The 18,058-nt window shown below is 71.4% G+C and carries 23 protein-coding genes; 12 read left to right on the forward strand and 11 right to left on the reverse strand.

Going from position 1 to position 18,058, the window contains the following annotated elements:
* The first annotated feature begins 11 nt into the window (after window positions 1-11).
* From DY262_RS10245 to DY262_RS10275, 7 genes are all read left to right on the forward strand, one after another.
* Complete coding sequence (locus DY262_RS10245) at window positions 12-836, forward strand: class II aldolase/adducin family protein (protein ID WP_116958772.1); 825 nt, start codon at window positions 12-14, stop codon at window positions 834-836.
* A 66-nt stretch (window positions 837-902) separates the two neighbouring features.
* Window positions 903-1,982, forward strand: a complete 1,080-nt coding sequence (gene dctP, locus DY262_RS10250) for a TRAP transporter substrate-binding protein DctP (protein ID WP_116958773.1) — start codon at window positions 903-905, stop codon at window positions 1,980-1,982.
* Between the two features lie 58 nt (window positions 1,983-2,040).
* Window positions 2,041-2,583: a TRAP transporter small permease subunit gene (locus tag DY262_RS10255; protein WP_116958774.1), complete on the forward strand. Its 543-nt coding sequence runs from the start codon at window positions 2,041-2,043 to the stop codon at window positions 2,581-2,583.
* Window positions 2,580-3,872, forward strand: coding sequence for a TRAP transporter large permease (locus DY262_RS10260; RefSeq protein ID WP_116958775.1), 1,293 nt, complete (start codon window positions 2,580-2,582; stop codon window positions 3,870-3,872). The genes DY262_RS10255 and DY262_RS10260 overlap by 4 nt, the downstream gene beginning before the upstream one ends.
* Complete coding sequence (locus DY262_RS10265) at window positions 3,872-5,272, forward strand: amidase (protein WP_116958776.1); 1,401 nt, start codon at window positions 3,872-3,874, stop codon at window positions 5,270-5,272. Before DY262_RS10260 ends, DY262_RS10265 begins: the two co-directional genes overlap by 1 nt.
* Before the next feature lie 9 nt (window positions 5,273-5,281).
* Window positions 5,282-7,033, forward strand: a complete 1,752-nt coding sequence (locus DY262_RS10270; protein ID WP_116958777.1) for a thiamine pyrophosphate-binding protein — start codon at window positions 5,282-5,284, stop codon at window positions 7,031-7,033.
* On the forward strand, window positions 7,026-7,949 hold the full coding sequence (locus DY262_RS10275; protein ID WP_116958778.1) for an NAD(P)-dependent oxidoreductase: 924 nt from the start codon (window positions 7,026-7,028) through the stop codon (window positions 7,947-7,949). The genes DY262_RS10270 and DY262_RS10275 overlap by 8 nt, the downstream gene beginning before the upstream one ends.
* A 61-nt stretch (window positions 7,950-8,010) precedes the next feature.
* Here DY262_RS10275 and DY262_RS10280 read toward each other — a convergent pair whose 3' ends face one another.
* Entirely contained in the window at window positions 8,011-8,322 is a 312-nt protein-coding gene (locus DY262_RS10280; protein ID WP_116958779.1) for a DUF4148 domain-containing protein, read from the reverse strand.
* Window positions 8,323-8,492: 170 nt separating this feature from the next.
* Between DY262_RS10280 and DY262_RS10285 the strand changes: the two genes are divergently transcribed.
* The 4 genes from DY262_RS10285 to DY262_RS10300 all read left to right on the forward strand — a co-directional run bounded on the left by DY262_RS10285 (window position 8,493) and on the right by DY262_RS10300 (window position 10,581).
* Window positions 8,493-8,681 (forward strand): hypothetical protein, encoded by a 189-nt coding sequence (locus DY262_RS10285; RefSeq protein WP_116958780.1) that lies wholly within the window; start codon window positions 8,493-8,495, stop codon window positions 8,679-8,681.
* A 30-nt stretch (window positions 8,682-8,711) separates the two neighbouring features.
* Window positions 8,712-9,440: a B3/B4 domain-containing protein gene (locus DY262_RS10290; RefSeq protein ID WP_116958781.1), complete on the forward strand. Its 729-nt coding sequence runs from the start codon at window positions 8,712-8,714 to the stop codon at window positions 9,438-9,440.
* Window positions 9,441-9,589: 149 nt separating this feature from the next.
* Window positions 9,590-10,222, forward strand: coding sequence for a 7-carboxy-7-deazaguanine synthase (queE, locus tag DY262_RS10295; protein ID WP_116958832.1), 633 nt, complete (start codon window positions 9,590-9,592; stop codon window positions 10,220-10,222).
* Complete coding sequence (locus tag DY262_RS10300) at window positions 10,219-10,581, forward strand: 6-carboxytetrahydropterin synthase (protein WP_116958782.1); 363 nt, start codon at window positions 10,219-10,221, stop codon at window positions 10,579-10,581. The genes queE and DY262_RS10300 overlap by 4 nt, the downstream gene beginning before the upstream one ends.
* On the opposite strand, the gene DY262_RS10305 is transcribed toward DY262_RS10300, so the two are convergent.
* From DY262_RS10305 to DY262_RS10335, 7 genes are all read right to left on the reverse strand, one after another.
* Window positions 10,571-11,284 carry an ArsR/SmtB family transcription factor gene (locus DY262_RS10305; protein ID WP_116958783.1) on the reverse strand — a complete coding sequence of 238 codons (714 nt, stop codon included), beginning with the start codon at window positions 11,282-11,284 and terminating at the stop codon, window positions 10,571-10,573. The genes DY262_RS10300 and DY262_RS10305 overlap by 11 nt on opposite strands.
* Window positions 11,285-11,294: 10 nt before the next feature.
* Window positions 11,295-11,639, reverse strand: coding sequence for an antibiotic biosynthesis monooxygenase family protein (locus DY262_RS10310; protein WP_116958784.1), 345 nt, complete (start codon window positions 11,637-11,639; stop codon window positions 11,295-11,297).
* Window positions 11,636-11,974, reverse strand: coding sequence for an NIPSNAP family protein (locus DY262_RS10315; protein ID WP_116958785.1), 339 nt, complete (start codon window positions 11,972-11,974; stop codon window positions 11,636-11,638). Before DY262_RS10315 ends, DY262_RS10310 begins: the two co-directional genes overlap by 4 nt.
* Window positions 11,975-12,057: 83 nt before the next feature.
* Complete coding sequence (locus DY262_RS10320; protein ID WP_116958786.1) at window positions 12,058-12,816, reverse strand: ABC transporter permease; 759 nt, start codon at window positions 12,814-12,816, stop codon at window positions 12,058-12,060.
* Window positions 12,813-13,550: an ABC transporter permease gene (locus DY262_RS10325; RefSeq protein WP_245980927.1), complete on the reverse strand. Its 738-nt coding sequence runs from the start codon at window positions 13,548-13,550 to the stop codon at window positions 12,813-12,815. Before DY262_RS10325 ends, DY262_RS10320 begins: the two co-directional genes overlap by 4 nt.
* Before the next feature lie 43 nt (window positions 13,551-13,593).
* Entirely contained in the window at window positions 13,594-14,385 is a 792-nt protein-coding gene (locus DY262_RS10330) for an ABC transporter ATP-binding protein (protein ID WP_116958788.1), read from the reverse strand.
* Entirely contained in the window at window positions 14,382-15,320 is a 939-nt protein-coding gene (locus DY262_RS10335) for an ABC transporter substrate-binding protein (protein ID WP_116958789.1), read from the reverse strand. The genes DY262_RS10330 and DY262_RS10335 overlap by 4 nt, the downstream gene beginning before the upstream one ends.
* Window positions 15,321-15,551: 231 nt before the next feature.
* Between DY262_RS10335 and DY262_RS10340 the strand changes: the two genes are divergently transcribed.
* On the forward strand, window positions 15,552-16,001 hold the full coding sequence (locus DY262_RS10340) for an SRPBCC family protein (RefSeq protein WP_116958790.1): 450 nt from the start codon (window positions 15,552-15,554) through the stop codon (window positions 15,999-16,001).
* Window positions 16,002-16,004: 3 nt separating this feature from the next.
* On the opposite strand, the gene DY262_RS10345 is transcribed toward DY262_RS10340, so the two are convergent.
* From DY262_RS10345 to DY262_RS10355, 3 genes are all read right to left on the reverse strand, one after another.
* Complete coding sequence (locus tag DY262_RS10345; RefSeq protein WP_116958791.1) at window positions 16,005-16,904, reverse strand: NAD(P)/FAD-dependent oxidoreductase; 900 nt, start codon at window positions 16,902-16,904, stop codon at window positions 16,005-16,007.
* On the reverse strand, window positions 16,894-17,346 hold the full coding sequence (locus DY262_RS10350) for an Rrf2 family transcriptional regulator (protein WP_116958792.1): 453 nt from the start codon (window positions 17,344-17,346) through the stop codon (window positions 16,894-16,896). Before DY262_RS10350 ends, DY262_RS10345 begins: the two co-directional genes overlap by 11 nt.
* 67 nt (window positions 17,347-17,413) lie before the next feature.
* On the reverse strand, window positions 17,414-18,052 hold the full coding sequence (locus DY262_RS10355; RefSeq protein ID WP_116958793.1) for a MarR family winged helix-turn-helix transcriptional regulator: 639 nt from the start codon (window positions 18,050-18,052) through the stop codon (window positions 17,414-17,416).
* Window positions 18,053-18,058: the final 6 nt, after the last annotated feature.

The following is an 18,058-nucleotide window of genomic DNA, read 5'->3' on the forward strand; positions in this document are numbered from 1 at the left end:
AGGCCCCTCGCATGGACACGACTTCCCCGCCCGCCGCCGACAAGGCGTCCGTCTACCAACCGTCCCAGCAGGGCCTGTACTTTCCGCGCCCGCCGGTCTTCCAGACCCTGGAAGAGGAGCGCCTGCACCGCAAGCAGCGCCTGGCCGCCGTGTGCCGCGTGTTCGCGCGCTACCGCTACGAATACGGCTTCGCCGGCCACGTGACGGTGCGCGACCCGGAGTTTCCCGACCGCTTCTGGACCAACCCCTTCGCCATGGACTTCGGCCGCGTGCGCGTGTCCGATCTGCTGCTGGTCGACCACGACGGCACGGTGCTCGAAGGCAGCTGGGCGGTGAACCAGGCCGGCTTCGTGCTGCACTCGGCCATCCACCGGCAGCACCCGCACGTGCTGGCCTCGTGCCACATGCACACCGCCAACGGCATGGCCTGGGCCGCGCTGGGCCGCCCGCTGGACCCCATTACGCAGACGGCCGCCGGCTTCTACAACGACCACGCGGTCATCACCGAACAGGCCGGCGCCGTGGTGGTGGAGCGCGAGGCCGGGCAGGCCGTGGCCGCCGCCTTCGGCGACAACAAGGCCGTCATCCACCAGAACCACGGCCTGTTCACCGTGGGCCGCGAGAGCGTGGACGAGGCCGCCTGGTGGTTCATCGCCATGGAGCGCGCCTGCGAGATCCAGCTCAAGGCCGAGGCCACGGGCCACCCGCTCAAGCTCATCTCGCCCGAAGCCGCCGCGCACTCGGCCAAGCACCTGGCCACGCCGCTGGCGGCCTGGCTGCATTTCCAGCCGATCTACGACGCCGTCGCGCGCGCCGAGCCCGACCTGTTCGATTGACCGGTTCGACCGATCGCTCCCGTTTTCCCCACCCCTCCCGCAACCCTGACCTGGAAGAAGACCTGCATGAACACCTTCGGACGATTCTTCAAGGGCGCGCTGATCGCCGCCTGCGCCCTCACCGCCCTCGGCGCCGCCGCCCAGCAGCCGCGCAAGCTCACCTACGCCACCTTCTACGGCTCCAGCGAGTTCTATGAGATGTCGGCGAAGTACTTCATGGACGAGGTCACCAAGCGCACCCAGGGCAAGGTCACTTTCCAGCCCTACTACGGCGGCACCCTGCTCAAGACGGCCGAGATGAGCACCGGCCTGGCCAAGGGCGCGGCCGACGTCGGCGCCGCCGTGCCCGCCGCCTTCAACCCGCGCGAGTTCCCGCTCACCGGCGTGGTCATGCCCTTCATCTCGGAAAACCCGATCGCGGTGACCTACGCCTTCAAGGAGCTGATGGACACCACGCCCGAGCTGCAGCAGGAGTACCAGCGCAACAACCAGAAGCTGCTGTGGGCCCTGGCGTCCGGCGAGAACTCGCTGTGGACCAACAAGCCCATCCGCACCGCGGCCGACCTCAAGGGCTCGCGCATCCGCGCCATCATCGGCGTGGCCGACGGCATCAAGGCCCTGGGCGGCACGCCCATCAGCATCCCCTGGGTGGAAGCGCTGGAGCTGGTGCAACGCGGCGGCGCCGAAGGCGTGAGCGGCACGCCCTTCAACCAGGCCGTCATCACCAAGGTCTACGACATGGCGCCCTACGCGTCCAACGCCGGCCGCATGGGCGTGTACACGCCGGTCACCTGGTCCATCAACCTGGATACCTGGAAATCGCTGGACGCGGCCACGCAGAAGGTGATGGAAGAGGTGGCGGCCGAGGTGCCGGGCAAGTACTTCGCCGCCTACGAAGGCGAGATGAACAAGGCCGTGGAGCAGGCGCGCGCCGCCACCAAGATGACCTACGTGCCCATGGACGAGGCCGAGGTCAAGCGCTGGCAGGACGTGGCGCGCCCCGAGGTGCAGAAGAAGTGGGCCGACATGGCGCGCCGCTACTACAAGGAGCCGCAGCAGCTGGTCGACAAGTTCACCGCGCTGACCCGCAAGTACGAAGCGCAGCACCCCTACGTGACCGGCTTCGACCGCCTGAGCAAGAAGTAAGTCCCATCCCTTGGTGGCCCTCGCGCGCCCAGCGGCGCGGGGGCCGGGAGACCCAGCCGTGTTCTCAACTCTGTCAGGCGCGATCCGGCGCCTCAGTCTGGCGCTGGGCGTCATCGCCGGCGCGGGCACCGCGCTGCTGATGCTCACCGTGGTGCCCGACCTGTTCTCGCGCAGCTTCCTGGGCGAGGCCGTCTACGGCATGGCCGAGACGGGCATCTTCCTGCTGGTGCTCATCGTCTACCTCGCGCTGGGCTCGGCCCAGGTGCGCAAGGAGCACTTCCACGTCGGCGTGCTCGACACCCTGATCGGCCGCGACGCGCAGCGCTGGGTCTGGGTGCTGCGCTTCGGCATCTCGGCCCTGGTGTGCGGCGTGTTCACCTGGTACGCCAGCAAGGGCGCGATCGACTCCACCCTGAGCCTGGAGCAGTCCTACGCGGTGATCGAGTACCCGATCTGGCCCGCCAAGATCGTGGTGGCGCTGGGCCTGCTGCTGCTCACCGTGCAGTTCCTCATGGACCTGGTCGATGCCCTGACCACCCCGCAATACCTCCCCGACGGCGGCCACGAAGGCGCGCCCGACCACGCAGGCGAAGCACCATGACCCCATTGGAAATCGGCTACCTGATGGTGGCCGGCGTGATCGTTCTGCTGGCCCTGGGCATCCCCGTGGCCTTGAGCCTGCTGGCCGTGGGTGCCTCCGGCCTGTTCGCCATCCGCGGCGTGCGCGGCACCGAGTTCCTGCTGGAAAGCCTGCCCTACACCAGCGTGGCCAACCTGGCGCTGATCGTCATTCCGCTGTTCATCCTGATGGGGCACTTCGCGTTCTCCGCCGGGCTCTCGGAGAAGGCGTACAAGGCCGCCAAGGCCTGGGTCGGCCACATCGCGGGCGGCCTGCCCATCGCCACCGTGTTCGCCTGCGCGGGCTTCGCCACCGTGTGCGGCTCCAGCGTGGCCACGGCCGCGACCATTTCCAAGGTGACCGTGCCCGAGATGCTGCGCGCCGGCTACAACCAGCGCCTGGCCGCGGGCCCCGTGGCCATCGCGGGCGCGCTGGGCATCCTGATCCCGCCCAGCGGCATCCTGGTGATCTACTCGATCGCGACCAACGTCTCGGTGAGCGACCTGTTCATCGGCGCGCTGATCCCCGGCATCCTCACCGCCATCGTCTACGCCTTCGGCATCTACTTCATGGTGCGGCGCGACCCGGAGCTGGTGAAGCGCACGCGCATCCCCAAGGCCAGCTGGGGCGAGCGCGCCAAGGCCACGGCGGCCGCGTGGGAGGTGGTGGTGCTGTTCCTGGTGGTGATCGGCTGCATCTACACCGGCGTGGCCACGGCCACCGAGGCGGCCGGCATCGGCGCCGCGCTGGCGCTGGTCTTCGCGCTGTTGCGCAAGGGGCAGAAGGGGACGATCTGGAAGGGCCTGGTGGAGACCGGCTCCAGCACCGCGTCCATCTTCCTGCTGATGATCGCCTCGGCCGTGTTCAGCGTGGCCCTGGGCACCACGCAGCTGCCCACGGTGCTGGCCGAGGCGGTGACGGGTCTGAACCTGTCGCCGGCGGTGCTGCTCCTGCTGCTGATCGTTCCCTACCTGATCCTGGGTTGCCTGATCGACGGCATCTCGATGATCTTCATCACCATGCCCGTGGTGTTTCCCATCATCGAGGCGGCCGGCATCCACCCGGTGCTGTTCGGCATCTTCGTGACCAAGCTGGTGGAGGTGGGCGCGGTGACGCCGCCGGTGGGCATCAACGTGTTCGTGGTGCAGGGCTCGGTGCCGGGCCTCAAGCTGGGCGAGATCTTCCGTGGCGTGATCCCCTTCATCCTCATGGAGCTGGGGCTGATCGGCCTGATGATCGCCTTCCCGCAGATCGTGACCGGGGTGCTGTGATGGACGATCCCCTGCGCCTGGGCGCGACCGAGCTGCGCGAGGCCTACCAGCGCCGCGCGCTGTCGCCGGTGGAGGTGACGCGCGCCTACCTGGAGCGCATCGCCGCGCGCAACGGCCACCTGCACGCCTACCTGGAGGTCTACGCCGAGGGCGCGCTGGCGCAGGCGCGGGCCAGCGAGCAGCGCCTGGCCAGCGGCCTGCCCGTGGGGCTGCTGGAAGGCGTGCCGCTGGCGCTCAAGGACCTGCTGCACATCGAGGGCCGGCGCACCACGGCCGGCTCCACCGTGTTCGCGGACCGCGCGCCGAGCGGGTTCACGTCCACCGTGGCCGCGCGCCTCATGGGCGCGGGCGCGGTGGTGCTGGGCAAGGCCAACCTGGTGGAGTTCGCCTACGGCGGCTGGGGCACCAACCAGGGCCTGCGCTCGCCGGTGAACCCCTGGGACGGCGCGGTCGAGCGCTGCGTCGGCGGCTCCAGCAGCGGCTCGGGCGTGGCGGTGTCGGCCGGCCTCGCGGCCGGCGCGATCGGCACCGACACGGGGGGATCGGTTCGCATTCCCTCGGCCTTCTGCGGCCTCACGGGCCTGAAGACCACGCAGGGCCGCGTGAGCAACTTCGGCGTCGACCTGGTGAGCCACACGCTGGACACCGTGGGCCCCATGGCCTGGACGGCCGAGGACGCGGCCCTGCTGCTGCAGGCCATGCACGGACCCGACCCGCGCGACCCCGCCACGCTCGCGCACGCGCCCGAGGACTTTCTCTCGCGCCTGCGCGAGCCCATCGCCGGCCTGCGCATCAGCGTCGCGCCGGCCGGCGTCCTGGGTGCCGTCGAGCCCGCCATCGCCCAGGCGGTGGACGAGGCGGTTCGCGTGCTGCTCTCGCTGGGCTGCCTGCGCCGCGACGAGGCCTTCGCCCGCATCGACTTCGTCGCCGACCAGGCCGAAACCGGCGTGATCATCTCCAGCGAGGCCTACGCCGAGCACGGCCACCTGCTGGCCGGCTCGCCGCCGCCGGGCGACGCCGCCGCGCGCGCGCGGCTGCTGAGCGGCGGCGCCATCGCCGCGCCGCGCTACGCCGCCGCGCTGCGCGAGCGCCAGCGCCGCGTGCGCGACTTCGCCCGCGTGTTCGAACACACCGACCTGCTGGTGCTGCCCACGCTGCCCGTCACCGCGCGGCCGCTGGCCACGATCGACGAGGCCGATCTCGCGCCCAGCCGGCTCACCCGCTTCGTCGGCTACCACGGCCTGAGCGCCATCGCGCTGCCCTGCGGCCTCTCGCCCGAGGGTCTGCCGGTGTCGCTGCAGCTCGTGGCGCCCGCCTTCCACGAGGCGCGCCTGCTGCGCGCCGGCGTGGCCTTCCAGTCCGCCACGGATTTCCACCGCGCGCGGCCGTCCACCTTCTGAGTTGTCCGAATGTCCACCGCTTCTTCCGCTTCTCCCGCCACCCTGACGATGTCCGGCGGCGCCGCCATCGCCCGCATGATCCGCGCCTTCGGCGGCGGCCCCATGTTCGGCATGGGCGGCTTCCAGGTGCTGCCGCTCTACGAGGCCGCGCGCGAACTGGGCCTGCCGCACCACCTCATCCACGACGAGCGCAACGCCGTCTTCGTGGCCGACGCCTACGCCAAGGTCAGCGGCCGCGTGGGCCTGGCCGACGCCACCGTGGGCCCCGGCGCCACCAACATGCTCACCGCGTTGGCCGAGGCGCTGAACGCCGGCTCGCCCCTGGTCTGCGTGGTGGGCGATACGCACCGCGACCACTCCTGGAAGAACATGACGCAGGAGAGCCGCCAGGTGGACGCGCTGCGGCCCATGTGCAAGGAGCTGATCCGCGTCGAGTCCATCAAGCGCATCCCCGAGCTGATGCGCCGCGCCTTCGCCGTGGCCACCACCGGCCGCCCCGGCCCGGTGGTGGTGGACGTGCCCGAGGATCTGATGCACGACACCTTCGACTTCAGCGAGGCCGACTTCGTGGTGAACCCGGCCTACGAGGCCGCGCCCGCGCTGCGCTCGCGGCCCGACGGCGAGGCGGTGGCGCGCGCGGCCGATCTGCTGGCGAACGCGAAGCAGCCCATCGTGCTGGCCGGCGGCGGCGTGCACCTGTCGGGCGCGGCGCAGGCGCTCACCGACTTCGCGCGCGCCACGAACATCCCGGTGGCGCACACGCTCACCGGCAAGGGCGCCATCCCCTGCGTCGATCCCTTGAGCGCCGGCCTGTTCGGCCGCTACGACCGCATCGCCAACGGCCTGATCGAGCAGAGCGATGTGGTGCTGGTGGTGGGCTGCAAGCTGGGCGAGATCGCCACCAAGCGCTACACCGTGCCCGCGCCGGGCAAGACCGTCATCCACCTCGACATCGTGGCCGAGGAGTTCGGCCGCACCCTGCAGCCCGAGGTGATGCTCTGGGGCGACGTGAAGCTGGGCCTGCAGGACCTGATGGCCGCGCTCGGCGAGCGCGCCGCCGCGCTCAAGGCCCGCCTGCGGCCGCTGGCCGAGAGCGTGCCCGCGCGCATGGCGAAGTGGCGCGAAGAGGTATCGGGGCGCCTGTATTCCGAAGAGAAGCCGATCTCGGTCGCGCGCCTCATCACCGAGATCAACAAGGTGCTGCCCGAGGACGGCATCCTGGTCGCCGACGGCGGTTTCGCCGCGCACTGGGCCGGCCTGCTGTTCGACACCAAGCGCGCCGGCCGCGGCTTCGTGCCCGACCGCGGCTTCGCCTCCATCGGCTATGGCCTGCCGGGCGCCATCGGCGCCGCGCTGGCCGCGCCGGGGCGCCCGGTGTTCAGCCTCACCGGCGACAGCGGCTTCTGCATGGTGCTGGGCGACCTCGAAACCGCCGCCCGCCTGAACCTGGACTTCACCGTCATCGTGGTCAACAACGCCGCGTCCGGCTACGTGAAGGCCTTGCAGCACCTGGTCTACGGCGCGGGCAAGCACATCAGCGCGGACCTGAACGAGGTGAACTTCGCCAAGGTCGCGCAGGCCTTCAACTGCACCGGCATCCGCGTGGAAGAGCCCGGCGAACTGGAAGGCGCGCTGCGCCAGGCCATGGCCACCAAGGGGCCGGTGGTGATCGACGTGATCGTCACGCGCGACCCGGCGAAGATGCTGCCCGGCGTGGACAGCCGCGCCGCGGTGATCAAGAAAGGGGACCGCATTGCCTGACGACGGCCGGCCGAGCGCCCCGCCCAGCGCCGGCGCGCGCCGCCGCGTGGGCGTCATCGGCCTGGGCATCATGGGCGGCGCCATGGCGGCGCGCCTGCTGGAGGCCGGCCACGCGGTGAGCGGCTTCGACATCGACGCCGCCGCGCTCGCGCGCTTCAGCGAACGCGGCGGCACGGCCTGCGACTCGCCGGCCAGCGCCGCGCAGGGCGCCGAGGTGCTGCTGCTCATGGTGCACGACCAGCAGCAGGTGGAGCGCGTGCTCGACGGACCCAGCGGCGCCCTCAAGCGCCTGCTGGCGGGCAGCGTGGTCTGGCTGGGCAGCACGGTGCCGCCGGCCTGCGCCCGCGCCTGGTCCGAGCGGCTGGCCGAGCGCGGCATCGGGCTGATCGACGGCCCGGTGAGCGGCGGCGCCACCGGCGCCGAAGGCGGCGAGCTGGTGGCGATCTGTGGCGCCAGCGACGAGGCCCTGGCGCGCGCCGGCTTCGCGCTGCGCGCCTGCGCCCGGCACGTTTACCACGTGGGTCCGCCCGGCGCGGGCGCCACCGTGAAGATGATCAACCAGCTGCTGGTGGCGGCGCACGCCGCCCTCACGGCCGAGGCCATGGCGCTGGCGCACCGCGCGGGCGTGGAGCCGCTGCAGCTCATCGAGGTGGTGTCGAACAGCGCCGGCCAGTCGCGCATCTTCGACAAGCGCGCGCCCCGCATCGCGGTGGGCGATCACGCGGTGCACGTGTCCATCGACACCTTGCGCAAGGACCTGGGCATCGCCATCGATACCGCGCGCCAGTTCGGGCTGGAGCCGCGCCTCGCGCTGGGCGTGCAGGCGCTGCTGGACGAGGCCCACGGCGCGGGGCAGGGCGCCGACAGCGACACCCGGCTCATCGAGCGCTACCTGGCCCCCCCAGGACCGCGCTGAGCCGCCCAAAGAAAAACGGCCCCGAAGGGCCGTTGTCGTGGAGCCAAGGGCTCGCCGCGGCTTAGGCGCCGGTCGACACCGTGCCGATTTCGCCCCGGGCGATCAGGCCCAGGCGCTCGGCTTGCGCGGCCTCGGCGCGCACCTGCGCACGGCTCAGGCCGCTGTCGGCCACCTTGTCTTCCACCGGGAAGACTTCACCGCGGGCCACCAGGCCGGCGCGGTTGGCTTGCACGGCCTCGGCTTGCACTTCGGCGCGGCTCAGGGTGGATTGGAAGTTGAAGACTTCGTTGCCTTCGATGGGGCCTTGGGCGAAGGCGGCACCGGTGCCCAGGGCAAGGGTCAGGGAGAGGGCGATGCTTTTGGCGGCGTTCATGGCAGTTCCTTAAAGATAACGGGTGGTTAACGGGGTTTGCTTTTCATGCCGCTTTGTGTTCCGGCATGGGATGAACTGTAGAGATTGCCGCCCGAGGAATAAATAACTGGACGGAGAATGAACAGTTGCCGAAATGGGAATAATCCCCGGCTCCGCTAAGCTGTGCACCCATGCCACGCGACCCCGACGCCCTGTTCAAGACCGTGCTGCAGGTGCTGGCCATCCTGGGCCTCATGGGCCTGCTGGCCATGGTCTTCCACAAGGCCTTCGCCGACCTTGCCCTGCTGTGGCAGCAGCACCCGGGCAGCGACTTCTGGCCCGCGTTCGTGCGCTACCTGTTCAAGAACCTCGCGGGCTGACGCCGTCGCCCGCCCCTTATCGGGCCCCCCATGAACCCCACCACCCTGAACTACCAGCTCGCGGCCGAGGTGCTCGCCGACCACCCGGGCTACTGCCGTGGCGTGGTGGTGGTGCGCGGCGCCGACAACACCCGCGCCGCACCGGCCCTGGTCGCGCTGCTGCGCGAGGCCGAGGCGGGCCTGCGCGAGGCGGTGCGCGGCAACGTGGCCGAGCACGAGCGCATCGCCGCCTGGCGCGAGGCCTACCGCCGCTTCGGCGCCAAGCCCTCCGAGCACCGCGCCGCCATCGAGGCCCTGGCGCGGCGTGTGCTCAAGCCCGACCAGCTGCCCTCGATCAACCCGCTGGTCGACATCGGCAACATCGTCTCGCTGCGCCACCTGCTGCCGGCCGGCGTGCACCCCCTGGGCGAGGGCGAGAACCGGCTGGCGCTGCGCCACGCGCGGGCGGGCGATGGATTCGCGCCACCCGATGGCGGGCCGGCGGAAGCGCCGCCCGAGGGTGAGATCGTGTTCGCCGACGGCGCGCGCGTGCTCACGCGCCGCTGGACCTGGCGCCAGGCGGCCAGCACCCAGACCCTGCCCGAGACCACGCGGGTGTTCTTCAACATCGACGGCCTGCCGCCCACGCCGCGCGAGGCCGTGCTCGCCGCCATGGACGACGTGCGGGCGCTGGTGCGCGAGCACACCGGCGGCGAGGTGGTGGCCGCGCAGCTGCTGTCGGCCGAACAGCCCGCCATGGCGCTGGACCTGGGCGGCTGAAGGCCGACCGTCTGGCGGCCCATGTGAAGAGCGGCCCGGCCAGGCGGCCGGTGCCGTGAATGGGGCCGCCTCGGCCACAGGGCCGAGGGTATGCGCGGGGCCCGCGCGCCACACTGGTGGTTTTTTTCGGCCCGCCCGGGCCCGCCGCCATGGCCTACAGCGTCAAGGAAATTTTCTACACCCTGCAAGGGGAGGGCATGAACGCGGGACGCCCCGCCGTGTTCTGCCGTTTCGCCGGCTGCAACCTCTGGTCGGGTCGCGAGGCGGACCGGGCCGGGGCGGTCTGCCGTTTCTGCGACACCGACTTCGTCGGCACCGATGGCGGTGGCGGGGGGCGCTTCGCCGATGCCGCGTCGCTGGCCGGCGCGGTGGCCCGGGCCTGGACCGCCGACGCGGCGCGGCGCCTGGTGGTGCTCACGGGCGGCGAGCCCCTGCTGCAGGTGGACCCGGCCCTGATCGAGGCCCTGCACGCGCAGGGGTTCTTCATCGCGGTGGAAACCAATGGCACCGTGGCCGCGCCCGCGGGCATCGACTGGCTGTGCGTGAGCCCCAAGCAGGGCGCGCCGCTGGTTCAGCGCGAGGGCCAGGAGATCAAGGTGGTGGTGCCGCAGCCGGGCCTGGACCTCGACGCGCTCGCGGCCCTGGGCTTCGAGCACCGCCTGCTGCAGCCCATGGACGGGCCCTCGCGCGCGGCCAACGCGCGCCTGGCCGTGGCCTTGTGCCTGCGCGACCCGCGCTGGCGGCTCAGCGTGCAGACCCACAAGGCGCTGGGCATCCGATGAAGCTGGAGCTGACGCAGCGCTTCTTCTTCGACGCCGCTCACACGCTGGAGCGCGCGCACGACAGCGCGCCAAGCCGGCGGGTGCACGGCCACACCTACCACGCGGCGGTGACGGTGAGCGCGCCGGCCGCCACCGACAGCGGCATGGTGGTGGACCTGGCGCTGCTGCGCCAAGGCATCGCCGCGGTGCGCGAGCGCCTGGACCACCACCTGCTCGACGAGGTGCCGGGCCTGGGGCGACCCACCCTGGAGAACCTGTGCCGCTTCATCTTCGAAGGCATGGCCAGCGGCCTGTGGGTGGTGGAGCGCGTGGACGTGGAGCGGCCCGCCAGCGGCGACGCCTGCCGGCTCAGCCGCTGAGGCGCGGGTCGCCGCCGTCCGCCAGTTCGCGCAGGCGCGGCAGCCAATGCGTGGTGCCGCGCGGCGTGAGCGCCAGCGCGCGGCCCTCGCCCTGGCGCAGCCAGCCCTGTTCGATGACGTGTCCCAGCAGTTGCTCGGCCAGCTCGCCGGCCAGGTGGTCGACGCCCTCGGACCAGTCGTGGCAGGCGTAGGCGTAGCGGCGTCGCCGGCCCGAGGGCGTGGGCGTGAAGCCGAAGCCGCGCAAGGCCTCGTGCCCAGCGGGCGTGAGCGCCAGGCCCTCGGGCACGGCCTCGAAGGCGCCGCGCCGCATCAGGCCCGAGAACAGCGCCACGCCCAGTTCACCGGCCAGGTGCCGGTAGCAACAGCGGGCGTACTTCAGCCGCGCGCGTGCCGGGTGGCGCCAGGCGGGGCTGGTGGCTTCGCGCTCGGACACCGAGGCCAGCGATTCGAGCAGGCGCGCCACCGACTCGTCGGCCAGCGCGTAGTAGCGGTGCCGCCCGCGCGGCTCCACGCGGATGAGCCGGCCGTCGAGCAGCTTGTGCAGGTGGCCGCTGGCCGTGGCCGCCGACACGCCGGCCACGGCGGCCAGGTCGGAGGCGCTGGCCTTGCGCCCGCCCAGCAGGTGCAGCAGCATGCGCGAGCGCGACGGGTCGGCCAGCAGGCTGGCCACGGCGGTGAGGGCGGGTTCGAACGGGGCGTGCATGCGGGGGGCTTCAGTTCAGCGCGGCGCGTGAATCGGGCGGGGCCTGATCGCGTTCGCGCAGGCCATAGTCCCGGACCACCTGGGCCACGCGGATGCGGTAATTCTGGAACACGCCGCCGCGCCCTTCCCGCTGGCCCTCGCGGTGGGCGCCCTGGCCACGCCAGGCGTGCACCGCGGCCTCGTCGCGCCAGAAGCTCAGCGAGAGGAACTTGCCTGGCTGGCTGAGGCTTTCGAAGCGCTCCACCGAGAGAAAGCCGTCGATGTGCGCGAGGTGCGGGCGCAGGTCCTGCGCGATCTGGAAATAGCGCTGCGCGCCGCCCTCGACCGGTTCGACCTCGAAGATCACCGCGATCACGGCTGCACCTGGCGTGGCTGCGCGAGGGTGCCCGGCACGCCGCTGAGCCAGCTGCGCTGCTCGCGCAGGATGAAGCGCTGCGTGCGCGCGCGCTCGAAGTTGGCGCGCCCGGCCTCGTCGGCGCGCAGCCGGGCGCGGTAGCGCTCGTAGGCGGCCAGGTCGTCGAAGCCGATCAGGCCCCAGGCGATGTCGTTCGTGCCTTCGCTGGGCACGAAGTAGCCGATGAGGTGGCCGCCGCAGCGCGGGATGATCTCGCCCCAGTGCTTGGCGTACTCGGCGAAGGCGGGGACCTGGAAGGGGTCGAGCTGGTAGCGGATGAAGCAGACGGTGTTCACGGGGCGTTCTCCTGAGTTGGGCCAGGGCCCCACTGTGGCGCGGATCGCGCGCGCCACGCTTCGGCGCGTGGCGAAGCGTGCGCTCAGGCCCGGCGCCCGCGCAGCAGCCCGCGTTCCGCCAGCACCAGCAGGGCATGGCCCGCCAGGCCGATCAGGCTCAGCAGCACCAGGCAGGCGAACAGCTCGCTTGCGCGGTAGGCGCGCGCGGCCAGCAGAATGGTCAGGCCCAGGCCGTCCTGGGTGGCCAGCATCTCGCCCAGCGTGCAGACGAGCAGCGACACCGTGAGCGACAGCCGCAGGCCGGCCAGGATGTCCGGCGCCGCGTGCGGCAGGCCCATCTTCCAGAGAAAGGCCGGGCGCGACAGCCGCAGGCAGCGCGCCACGTTGATCAGGCGCGGCTCGACGCTGGACACGCCATGCACCGTGGCCAGCAGGGTCGGCCAGATGGCGCCGAAAGCGATGACGGCCAGCACCATGGCCGGGGACAGGCCGTACAGCGCGATCGCCAGCGGCATCACCGCCGAGGCGGGCAGCGGCCGCAGGAACTCCAGCGTGGGCTGGACCCAGGGGCGCAGGGCGGACGAACTGGCGATGGCGGCCCCCAGCACGACACCCGCCGCGGCGGCCAGCAGCCAGCCGAGCAGCAGGCGCCCGATGGTGTTCAGGCTGGCGCCCAGCAGGTCGCCGCGCAGGCCCTCAACCAGGCTGAGCGCGGTGGCCTCGGGGGTGGGCAGGAAGGCCGGGCTGACCCAGCCGGCACGGCCGATGGCCCACCACAGCGCGAGCAGTGCAGTGAGCAGACCGAGCGACGCCGGCCAGTGGCTGGGCTGGGGTTGTTTCATGGCACGGCCGCGCCGAGGCGGCGGTTCAGCGCGCGCTGCAGGCGCAGCATGCCGGTGTTGATCAGCACGCCGATGGCGCCGATCCACATCAGCCAGCCGATCATCATGGCCGGCTCCAGGCTTTGCTGGGCCAGCAGCATGGCGAAGCCCATGCCCTGGGGATTGCCGGCGATCTCAATGGTGAGGGCAATGACCAGGGCGAAGCCCGTGCCCATGCGCACGGCCGTGAGCAGGCGCGGCGCGATGGCCGGCAGCACGATGAGGCGCAGGCGCCGCGCCGTGGACAGGCCCAGCAGCGGGCCCAGCTCAAGCAGCTGGGGATCGACCTGCCGCACCGCGCTCTGCACCAGCAAGACCTGGGGCCAGAACGTGCTGAAGGCCACCAGGCTCACTTCCAGGTTGGTGCCGAAGCCGAACAGCAGCAGCATCAGTGGCAGCAGCGCCACCGACGGCAGCGGCCGCAGCAGTTCGATGCTCAGAAAGCCGGCGCGCGAGGCGCGCGGCGACAGGCCCAGCCCGATGCCGACCAGCGTGCCCAGGCCGGCGCCGATCAGCAGGCCCAGCGCGGCGGCGCCGAGCGTGAAACCGGTGGCGGGCCACAGCGAGCCGTCCAGGGCCGCGCGCAGCAGCGCGCGCAGCGCGGCGCTGGGCGGCGCCAGCTGTTCGCTGCCCAGGGCGGCCGCGCGCCGGGCGAGTGCTTCGAACAGGCCCAGCAGCAGCAGGGGAAGGGCCATGGCGCGCACAGCGCGCCATGGCCCGGGTGCGCGGCCACGCGCTTCAGTCATGGCCCCGTTCGACGTGGTCGAACAACTCGCGGCGCAGGCGCAGAAAGTCGGGGCCTTCGCGGGTGCTGAGCTGGTGGCGCGGGCGCGCGATGGGCACCTCGATCGCGTGCGCCAGGCTGGGCCGCCCGGGCCCGGGGTGGGCGCGCATGGCGATCACGCGGTCGCCGAGGTAGATGGCCTCTTCGAGGTCGTGCGTGACGAACAGGACGGTGAGGCCGTGCTCGCGCGCCAGGCGGGCCAGTTCGTCCTGCAGGCCCTGGCGCGTGAGCGCATCCAGTGCGCCGAAGGGCTCGTCCAGCAGCATGAGCCGGGGCCGCTGCGCCAGGCAGCGCGCGATCTGCGCGCGCTGCTGCATGCCGCCCGACAGCTGCACCGGGAAGCGCTGGCCGTGGTCTTGCAGGCCCACCTTGCGCAGGGCGTCGGCGATGCGGGCGGGCCATTCGCCGCGCGGCACGCCGGCGGCCTCCAGCGCCAGGCCCACATTGCCTTCCACCGTGCGCCAGGGCAGCAGGGCGCGGCCGTAGTCCTGGAACACCAGGGCCATTTCGCGCCAGGGGGCGGTGATCGGACGGCCCTCGCAGCGCACCTCGCCTTCGGCCGGGCGCAGCAGGCCGCTGGCCGCGCGCAGCAGCGTGGTCTTGCCGCAGCCACTGGGGCCCACGATGCAGACGAACTCGCCGCGCGCGATGTCCAGCCGTTGAATGGAGACGATGTCCTGTCCGCCAAGGCGGATGGCCACCCGGTCGAAGCGGAGGAAAGTGTCGGACGGGGCAGCGGGGTTCACTTGGCGATCAGGCGCTGAACGTCCGGGTTGGTCTTCAGCATGTCCTGGTCCTTCATCAGCTCGACCCAGTAGGCGAGCTGGTCCGGGGTCAGCGTGGCCTTGGGCCGGGTGATCGGCACCTTGGCCAGCACCTCGGCGGGCAGCTTGAGAAACTGCTTCAGGGCCGCCCGCACGCGCGGTTCGTTGGCCGGCTGCCGCACGAACCGGGCGCCCTCCTGCACCGCTTCGCGGAAAGCGCGCACGGCCTCGGGGTGGCCTTGCACCCAGTCGCGCCGCGCCACGTGCAGCACGGTGGGCCGGTTCTCGGGCAGGAAGGTGGTGTAGTAGGAGACGACCTTGGCGAGCCCGCTGTCGACGAGGCGGGTCAGGAAGGGTTCGGCCGTCACCGTCGCGTCGAGGGAGCCGCCGCGCAGCAGATCGGCCTGCAGGATGAAGGGCACCTCGATGAACTGAACCCGCCGGTGGTCCACCCCCTGCTGCTTGAGCCAGGCGCGAAAGGTGATGTGCAGGAAGGCGTTGAGGCCCGGGACGCCGATCCTGCGGCCCACGCAGTCCGCGGCGGTGACGATGCCCGCGCCCGGGCGGGCGACCAGGCCGGTGTTGACGATGTCCTTGGCGGTGACGCCGCCGCCCGCGACCGCCACCAGGTCCAGGCCGCCTTCCACGGCCTGCAGGAAGCCGGAGGGGGTGGGGCCGCCGATCTGCAGCGCGTCCGCCTGCAGCGCCGCCGGAATCGTGGAGTTGACGGGAATGAAGCGGAGCTCGATGTCGAGCTTGCGCTGGCGGAAGAAGCCCTCGGTGGCGGCGACGAAGACCGAGGCGAAATCCGTGACGGCGCTGTAGCCGAACTGAATGGGCGAGGCCGCCTGGGCCAGACGGGGAAGGCCCAGGCTGGCCGCAGCGGCCAGCAGCAGGGGGCGTCTTGAGAGTGGCATGCGATGGCTCCTGCAGACGTTGACGGCATCCGCCACCCATGGGTGGGTGCCGGGGGGCGCTCCCTGTCTTGTCGGGCCTGGGATCGCGGTGCTGATCGCTGTTGATCCGATCAGCGGTTGTCGATGTCCGGGCCTCTCCTTCGTCGAGACAATGCCAGGACCATGGGTCTTGGGTGGTGTGTCGGCCGAGTGGCCGTCATGATTTGGTTGCTTGTCTTAAAGGAGTCTTACATGCCCACCGGAACCGTCCGCCTCCACCGCGTCCTCAAGGCCCCGCCGCAACGGGTCTTCCGTGCCTTCACCGAACCCGCCGCCATGTGCCGCTGGCTGCCGCCCTACGGTTTCACCGCTGCGGTGCAGCAAATGGACGCTCGACTGGGCGGCAAGCACCGCATGTCCTTCACCAATTTCGGCACCGGCCAATCGCACAGCTTCGGTGGCGAGTACCTGGAGTTCGTGCCGGGCGAGCGCCTGCGCTACACCGACAGCTTCGACGACCCGAACCTGCCCGGCACCATGACGGTGAGCGTCACCCTCAAGGCCGTGGTCTGCGGCACCGAGCTCCAGGTGGTGCAGGAGGGCATTCCCGAGGCGATTCCCGCCGAGATGTGCTACCTGGGCTGGCAGGAGTCGCTGGAACAGCTGGCCAAACTGGTGGAGCCCGAGATCCCCAGTGAGTGAGGGTCAGCCCGAAGGGAACAGCAGCGAGCGGTGCGCCGCCGCGCCGGCCAGGGCACCGTCGCCCACGGCCAGGGCCACGTTGCCGGCCGCGCGCGCCAGGTCGCCGCAAGCGAACACGCCGGGCACGGTGGTGGCCTTCATGGCGTCGGTGCGCACGAACTCGCCCATGGGGCCCTGGTCGATGGCGCAACCCAGTTGCTCCGCGAGCGGCGTGGCCGAGCGCGTCCAGCTCAGCGTGAACAGGCCGTCCATGGGCAGGCGACGGCCGTCCTCCAGCTCCACCGTGGCGTGCTCTACCACGCGGCGCACGCGCGCGCGCTCGATGGCCACGCCGCGCGCGTCCAGTTCGCGCAACTGCTGCTCGCTGGGCGAGAAGGCTTCATCAAGGAACAGCGTCACCTGGCCCCAGTCGGGCAGCATCAGCGCGTGGTGCATGGACAGCTCACTGCGCGCGAGCACGCCAATGCGGCCCTGTTGCAACTCGTAGCCATGGCAGTACGGGCAGTGGAAGACCGCACGGCCCCAGCGCTCGGCCAGACCCTCGATCGGTGGCAACTGGTCCACCACACCGGTGGCCAGCACCAGGCGCGTGGCGCTGAATGCATCGCCTTGGTGGGTACGAAGCTCGAAGCCGCCTTCGGTGCGCGTGGCCTCGGTCACGCTGGCGTCCAGCCAGCGCACGGTGGGGTAGGCACGCAGCTGCGCCTGGGCGTCGGCCGCGATGTGCTGTGGCGGCCGTCCGTCCTGGCCGAGAAAGCCGTGTGAAGACGCGGCGAAGCGGTTGCGGCGCTGGCCGGCGTCGATCACCAGCAGGCGGCGACGCGCGCGGGCCAGTTGCAGACCGGCGGATAGGCCGGCGTAGCTGCCGCCCACGATGGCGGCGTCGAAAGGCTCAATGTTCATGGCTGTGCTCCCGGTGCGGATGGGCGCGCAGGCGCCGGTCGAAATCGGCCGACAGATCGGCCAGAGTGATGGCGGCCAGGCGCTGGTCGATCAGCGCGCGCGCGGCGGCGAGGGTGTCGTCGAGCGCGGCGTTCACCGCCTGTTCGACCAGGCAGGCGGGCTGCTCGTTGCGGTGGCCCATGGCGAACACCGTGGGCGCGCCCACGGCCTCGTAGACGTCGCGCAGCGTGACGCGGCGCAGGTCGACACCGATGGTCCACCCGCCGCCATGACCCTTGCCAGCCACCACGAAGCCCGCGTCGCGCAGGCCGGCGAGGATCTTGCGCACCACCACGGGGTTGGTGCCCAGCATGCGCGCGAGCTGTTCGGAGGTCATGGGCGCGCCGGCTTGCGCCATGTGCAGCAGCACATGCAGAACGGAGGATAGCTTGCTGTCTTTCATGTATTTTTAAATGATACATGAAATGAAGCCCCGCCACGAGCAGGGCGTCAACGATCGGCGAATCGCCTCAGCCTTCGCGCGGCTCGATACAGGATTCGAACAGCCGCAGCGCGGCTTCCAGCACGTCGTGGCCGCCGGCCACCTGGGCGAAAGGCGCCAGGCGCTCGTTGAACTCGGCCCGCATGCGCGCCATCACCGTGTCCACGATGCGCTTGCCTTGCGGGGTCAGGCGCACCAGATAGCCGCGCCGGTCGCGCGGGTCGGGCAGGCGTTCGGCCAGGTCCTGCTTGGCGAGTTGGTCGATGCGATAGGTGGCGGTGCCCGAGGTCACGCTGTGCATCTTCAGGATGTCGGTGGGCCGCATGGCGTAGGGCTCGCCCAGGCGGCGAAGGGCCATGAGCAGCAGGAAGTCGGTGTGCTTCACGCCTTCGGCCTCGCAGTGCGCCATGGTGAGCTCGTCCAGCAGCATGCCGATGCGCCGGATACGGATGCCCATCAGAACGCCCTCGGATCCTTCGTCGCCCAGTTCGCGCCGCCACTGGTGCACGAGCACATCGGCGTTGCCCCACACAGTGTTCAGGTCCGGCACCCGAGGGGGAGCGGGCAGGGCCTGGGCGTAGTCGGCCAGCAGCGCCTGGGCGGAAGCGTCGGCTCGCGCGCGGATGCTCTTGCCGCGTGTCCTGGTTTTTGGCGGGTTCTTGCTCATCGTTGG

The organism is Hydrogenophaga borbori (assembly GCF_003417535.1).
In the GTDB taxonomy this organism is placed as follows: Bacteria; Pseudomonadota; Gammaproteobacteria; order Burkholderiales; family Burkholderiaceae_C; genus Hydrogenophaga; species Hydrogenophaga borbori.

Excerpts from the sequence above, each read along its gene's own strand:
- DY262_RS10245 (WP_116958772.1), top strand. The coding sequence starts at position 12 with ATGGACACGACTTCCCCGCCCGCCGCCGACAAGGCGTCCGTCTACCAA.
- dctP (WP_116958773.1), top strand. The coding sequence starts at position 903 with ATGAACACCTTCGGACGATTCTTCAAGGGCGCGCTGATCGCCGCCTGC.
- DY262_RS10260 (WP_116958775.1), top strand. The coding sequence starts at position 2,580 with ATGACCCCATTGGAAATCGGCTACCTGATGGTGGCCGGCGTGATCGTT.
- DY262_RS10265 (WP_116958776.1), top strand. The coding sequence starts at position 3,872 with ATGGACGATCCCCTGCGCCTGGGCGCGACCGAGCTGCGCGAGGCCTAC.
- DY262_RS10270 (WP_116958777.1), top strand. The coding sequence starts at position 5,282 with ATGTCCACCGCTTCTTCCGCTTCTCCCGCCACCCTGACGATGTCCGGC.
- DY262_RS10280 (WP_116958779.1), bottom strand. The coding sequence starts at position 8,322 with ATGAACGCCGCCAAAAGCATCGCCCTCTCCCTGACCCTTGCCCTGGGC.
- DY262_RS10285 (WP_116958780.1), top strand. The coding sequence starts at position 8,493 with ATGCCACGCGACCCCGACGCCCTGTTCAAGACCGTGCTGCAGGTGCTG.
- DY262_RS10290 (WP_116958781.1), top strand. The coding sequence starts at position 8,712 with ATGAACCCCACCACCCTGAACTACCAGCTCGCGGCCGAGGTGCTCGCC.
- queE (WP_116958832.1), top strand. The coding sequence starts at position 9,590 with ATGGCCTACAGCGTCAAGGAAATTTTCTACACCCTGCAAGGGGAGGGC.
- DY262_RS10300 (WP_116958782.1), top strand. The coding sequence starts at position 10,219 with ATGAAGCTGGAGCTGACGCAGCGCTTCTTCTTCGACGCCGCTCACACG.
- DY262_RS10305 (WP_116958783.1), bottom strand. The coding sequence starts at position 11,284 with ATGCACGCCCCGTTCGAACCCGCCCTCACCGCCGTGGCCAGCCTGCTG.
- DY262_RS10320 (WP_116958786.1), bottom strand. The coding sequence starts at position 12,816 with ATGAAACAACCCCAGCCCAGCCACTGGCCGGCGTCGCTCGGTCTGCTC.
- DY262_RS10325 (WP_245980927.1), bottom strand. The coding sequence starts at position 13,550 with ATGGCCCTTCCCCTGCTGCTGCTGGGCCTGTTCGAAGCACTCGCCCGG.
- DY262_RS10335 (WP_116958789.1), bottom strand. The coding sequence starts at position 15,320 with ATGCCACTCTCAAGACGCCCCCTGCTGCTGGCCGCTGCGGCCAGCCTG.
- DY262_RS10340 (WP_116958790.1), top strand. The coding sequence starts at position 15,552 with ATGCCCACCGGAACCGTCCGCCTCCACCGCGTCCTCAAGGCCCCGCCG.
- DY262_RS10345 (WP_116958791.1), bottom strand. The coding sequence starts at position 16,904 with ATGAACATTGAGCCTTTCGACGCCGCCATCGTGGGCGGCAGCTACGCC.
- DY262_RS10350 (WP_116958792.1), bottom strand. The coding sequence starts at position 17,346 with ATGAAAGACAGCAAGCTATCCTCCGTTCTGCATGTGCTGCTGCACATG.
- DY262_RS10355 (WP_116958793.1), bottom strand. The coding sequence starts at position 18,052 with ATGAGCAAGAACCCGCCAAAAACCAGGACACGCGGCAAGAGCATCCGC.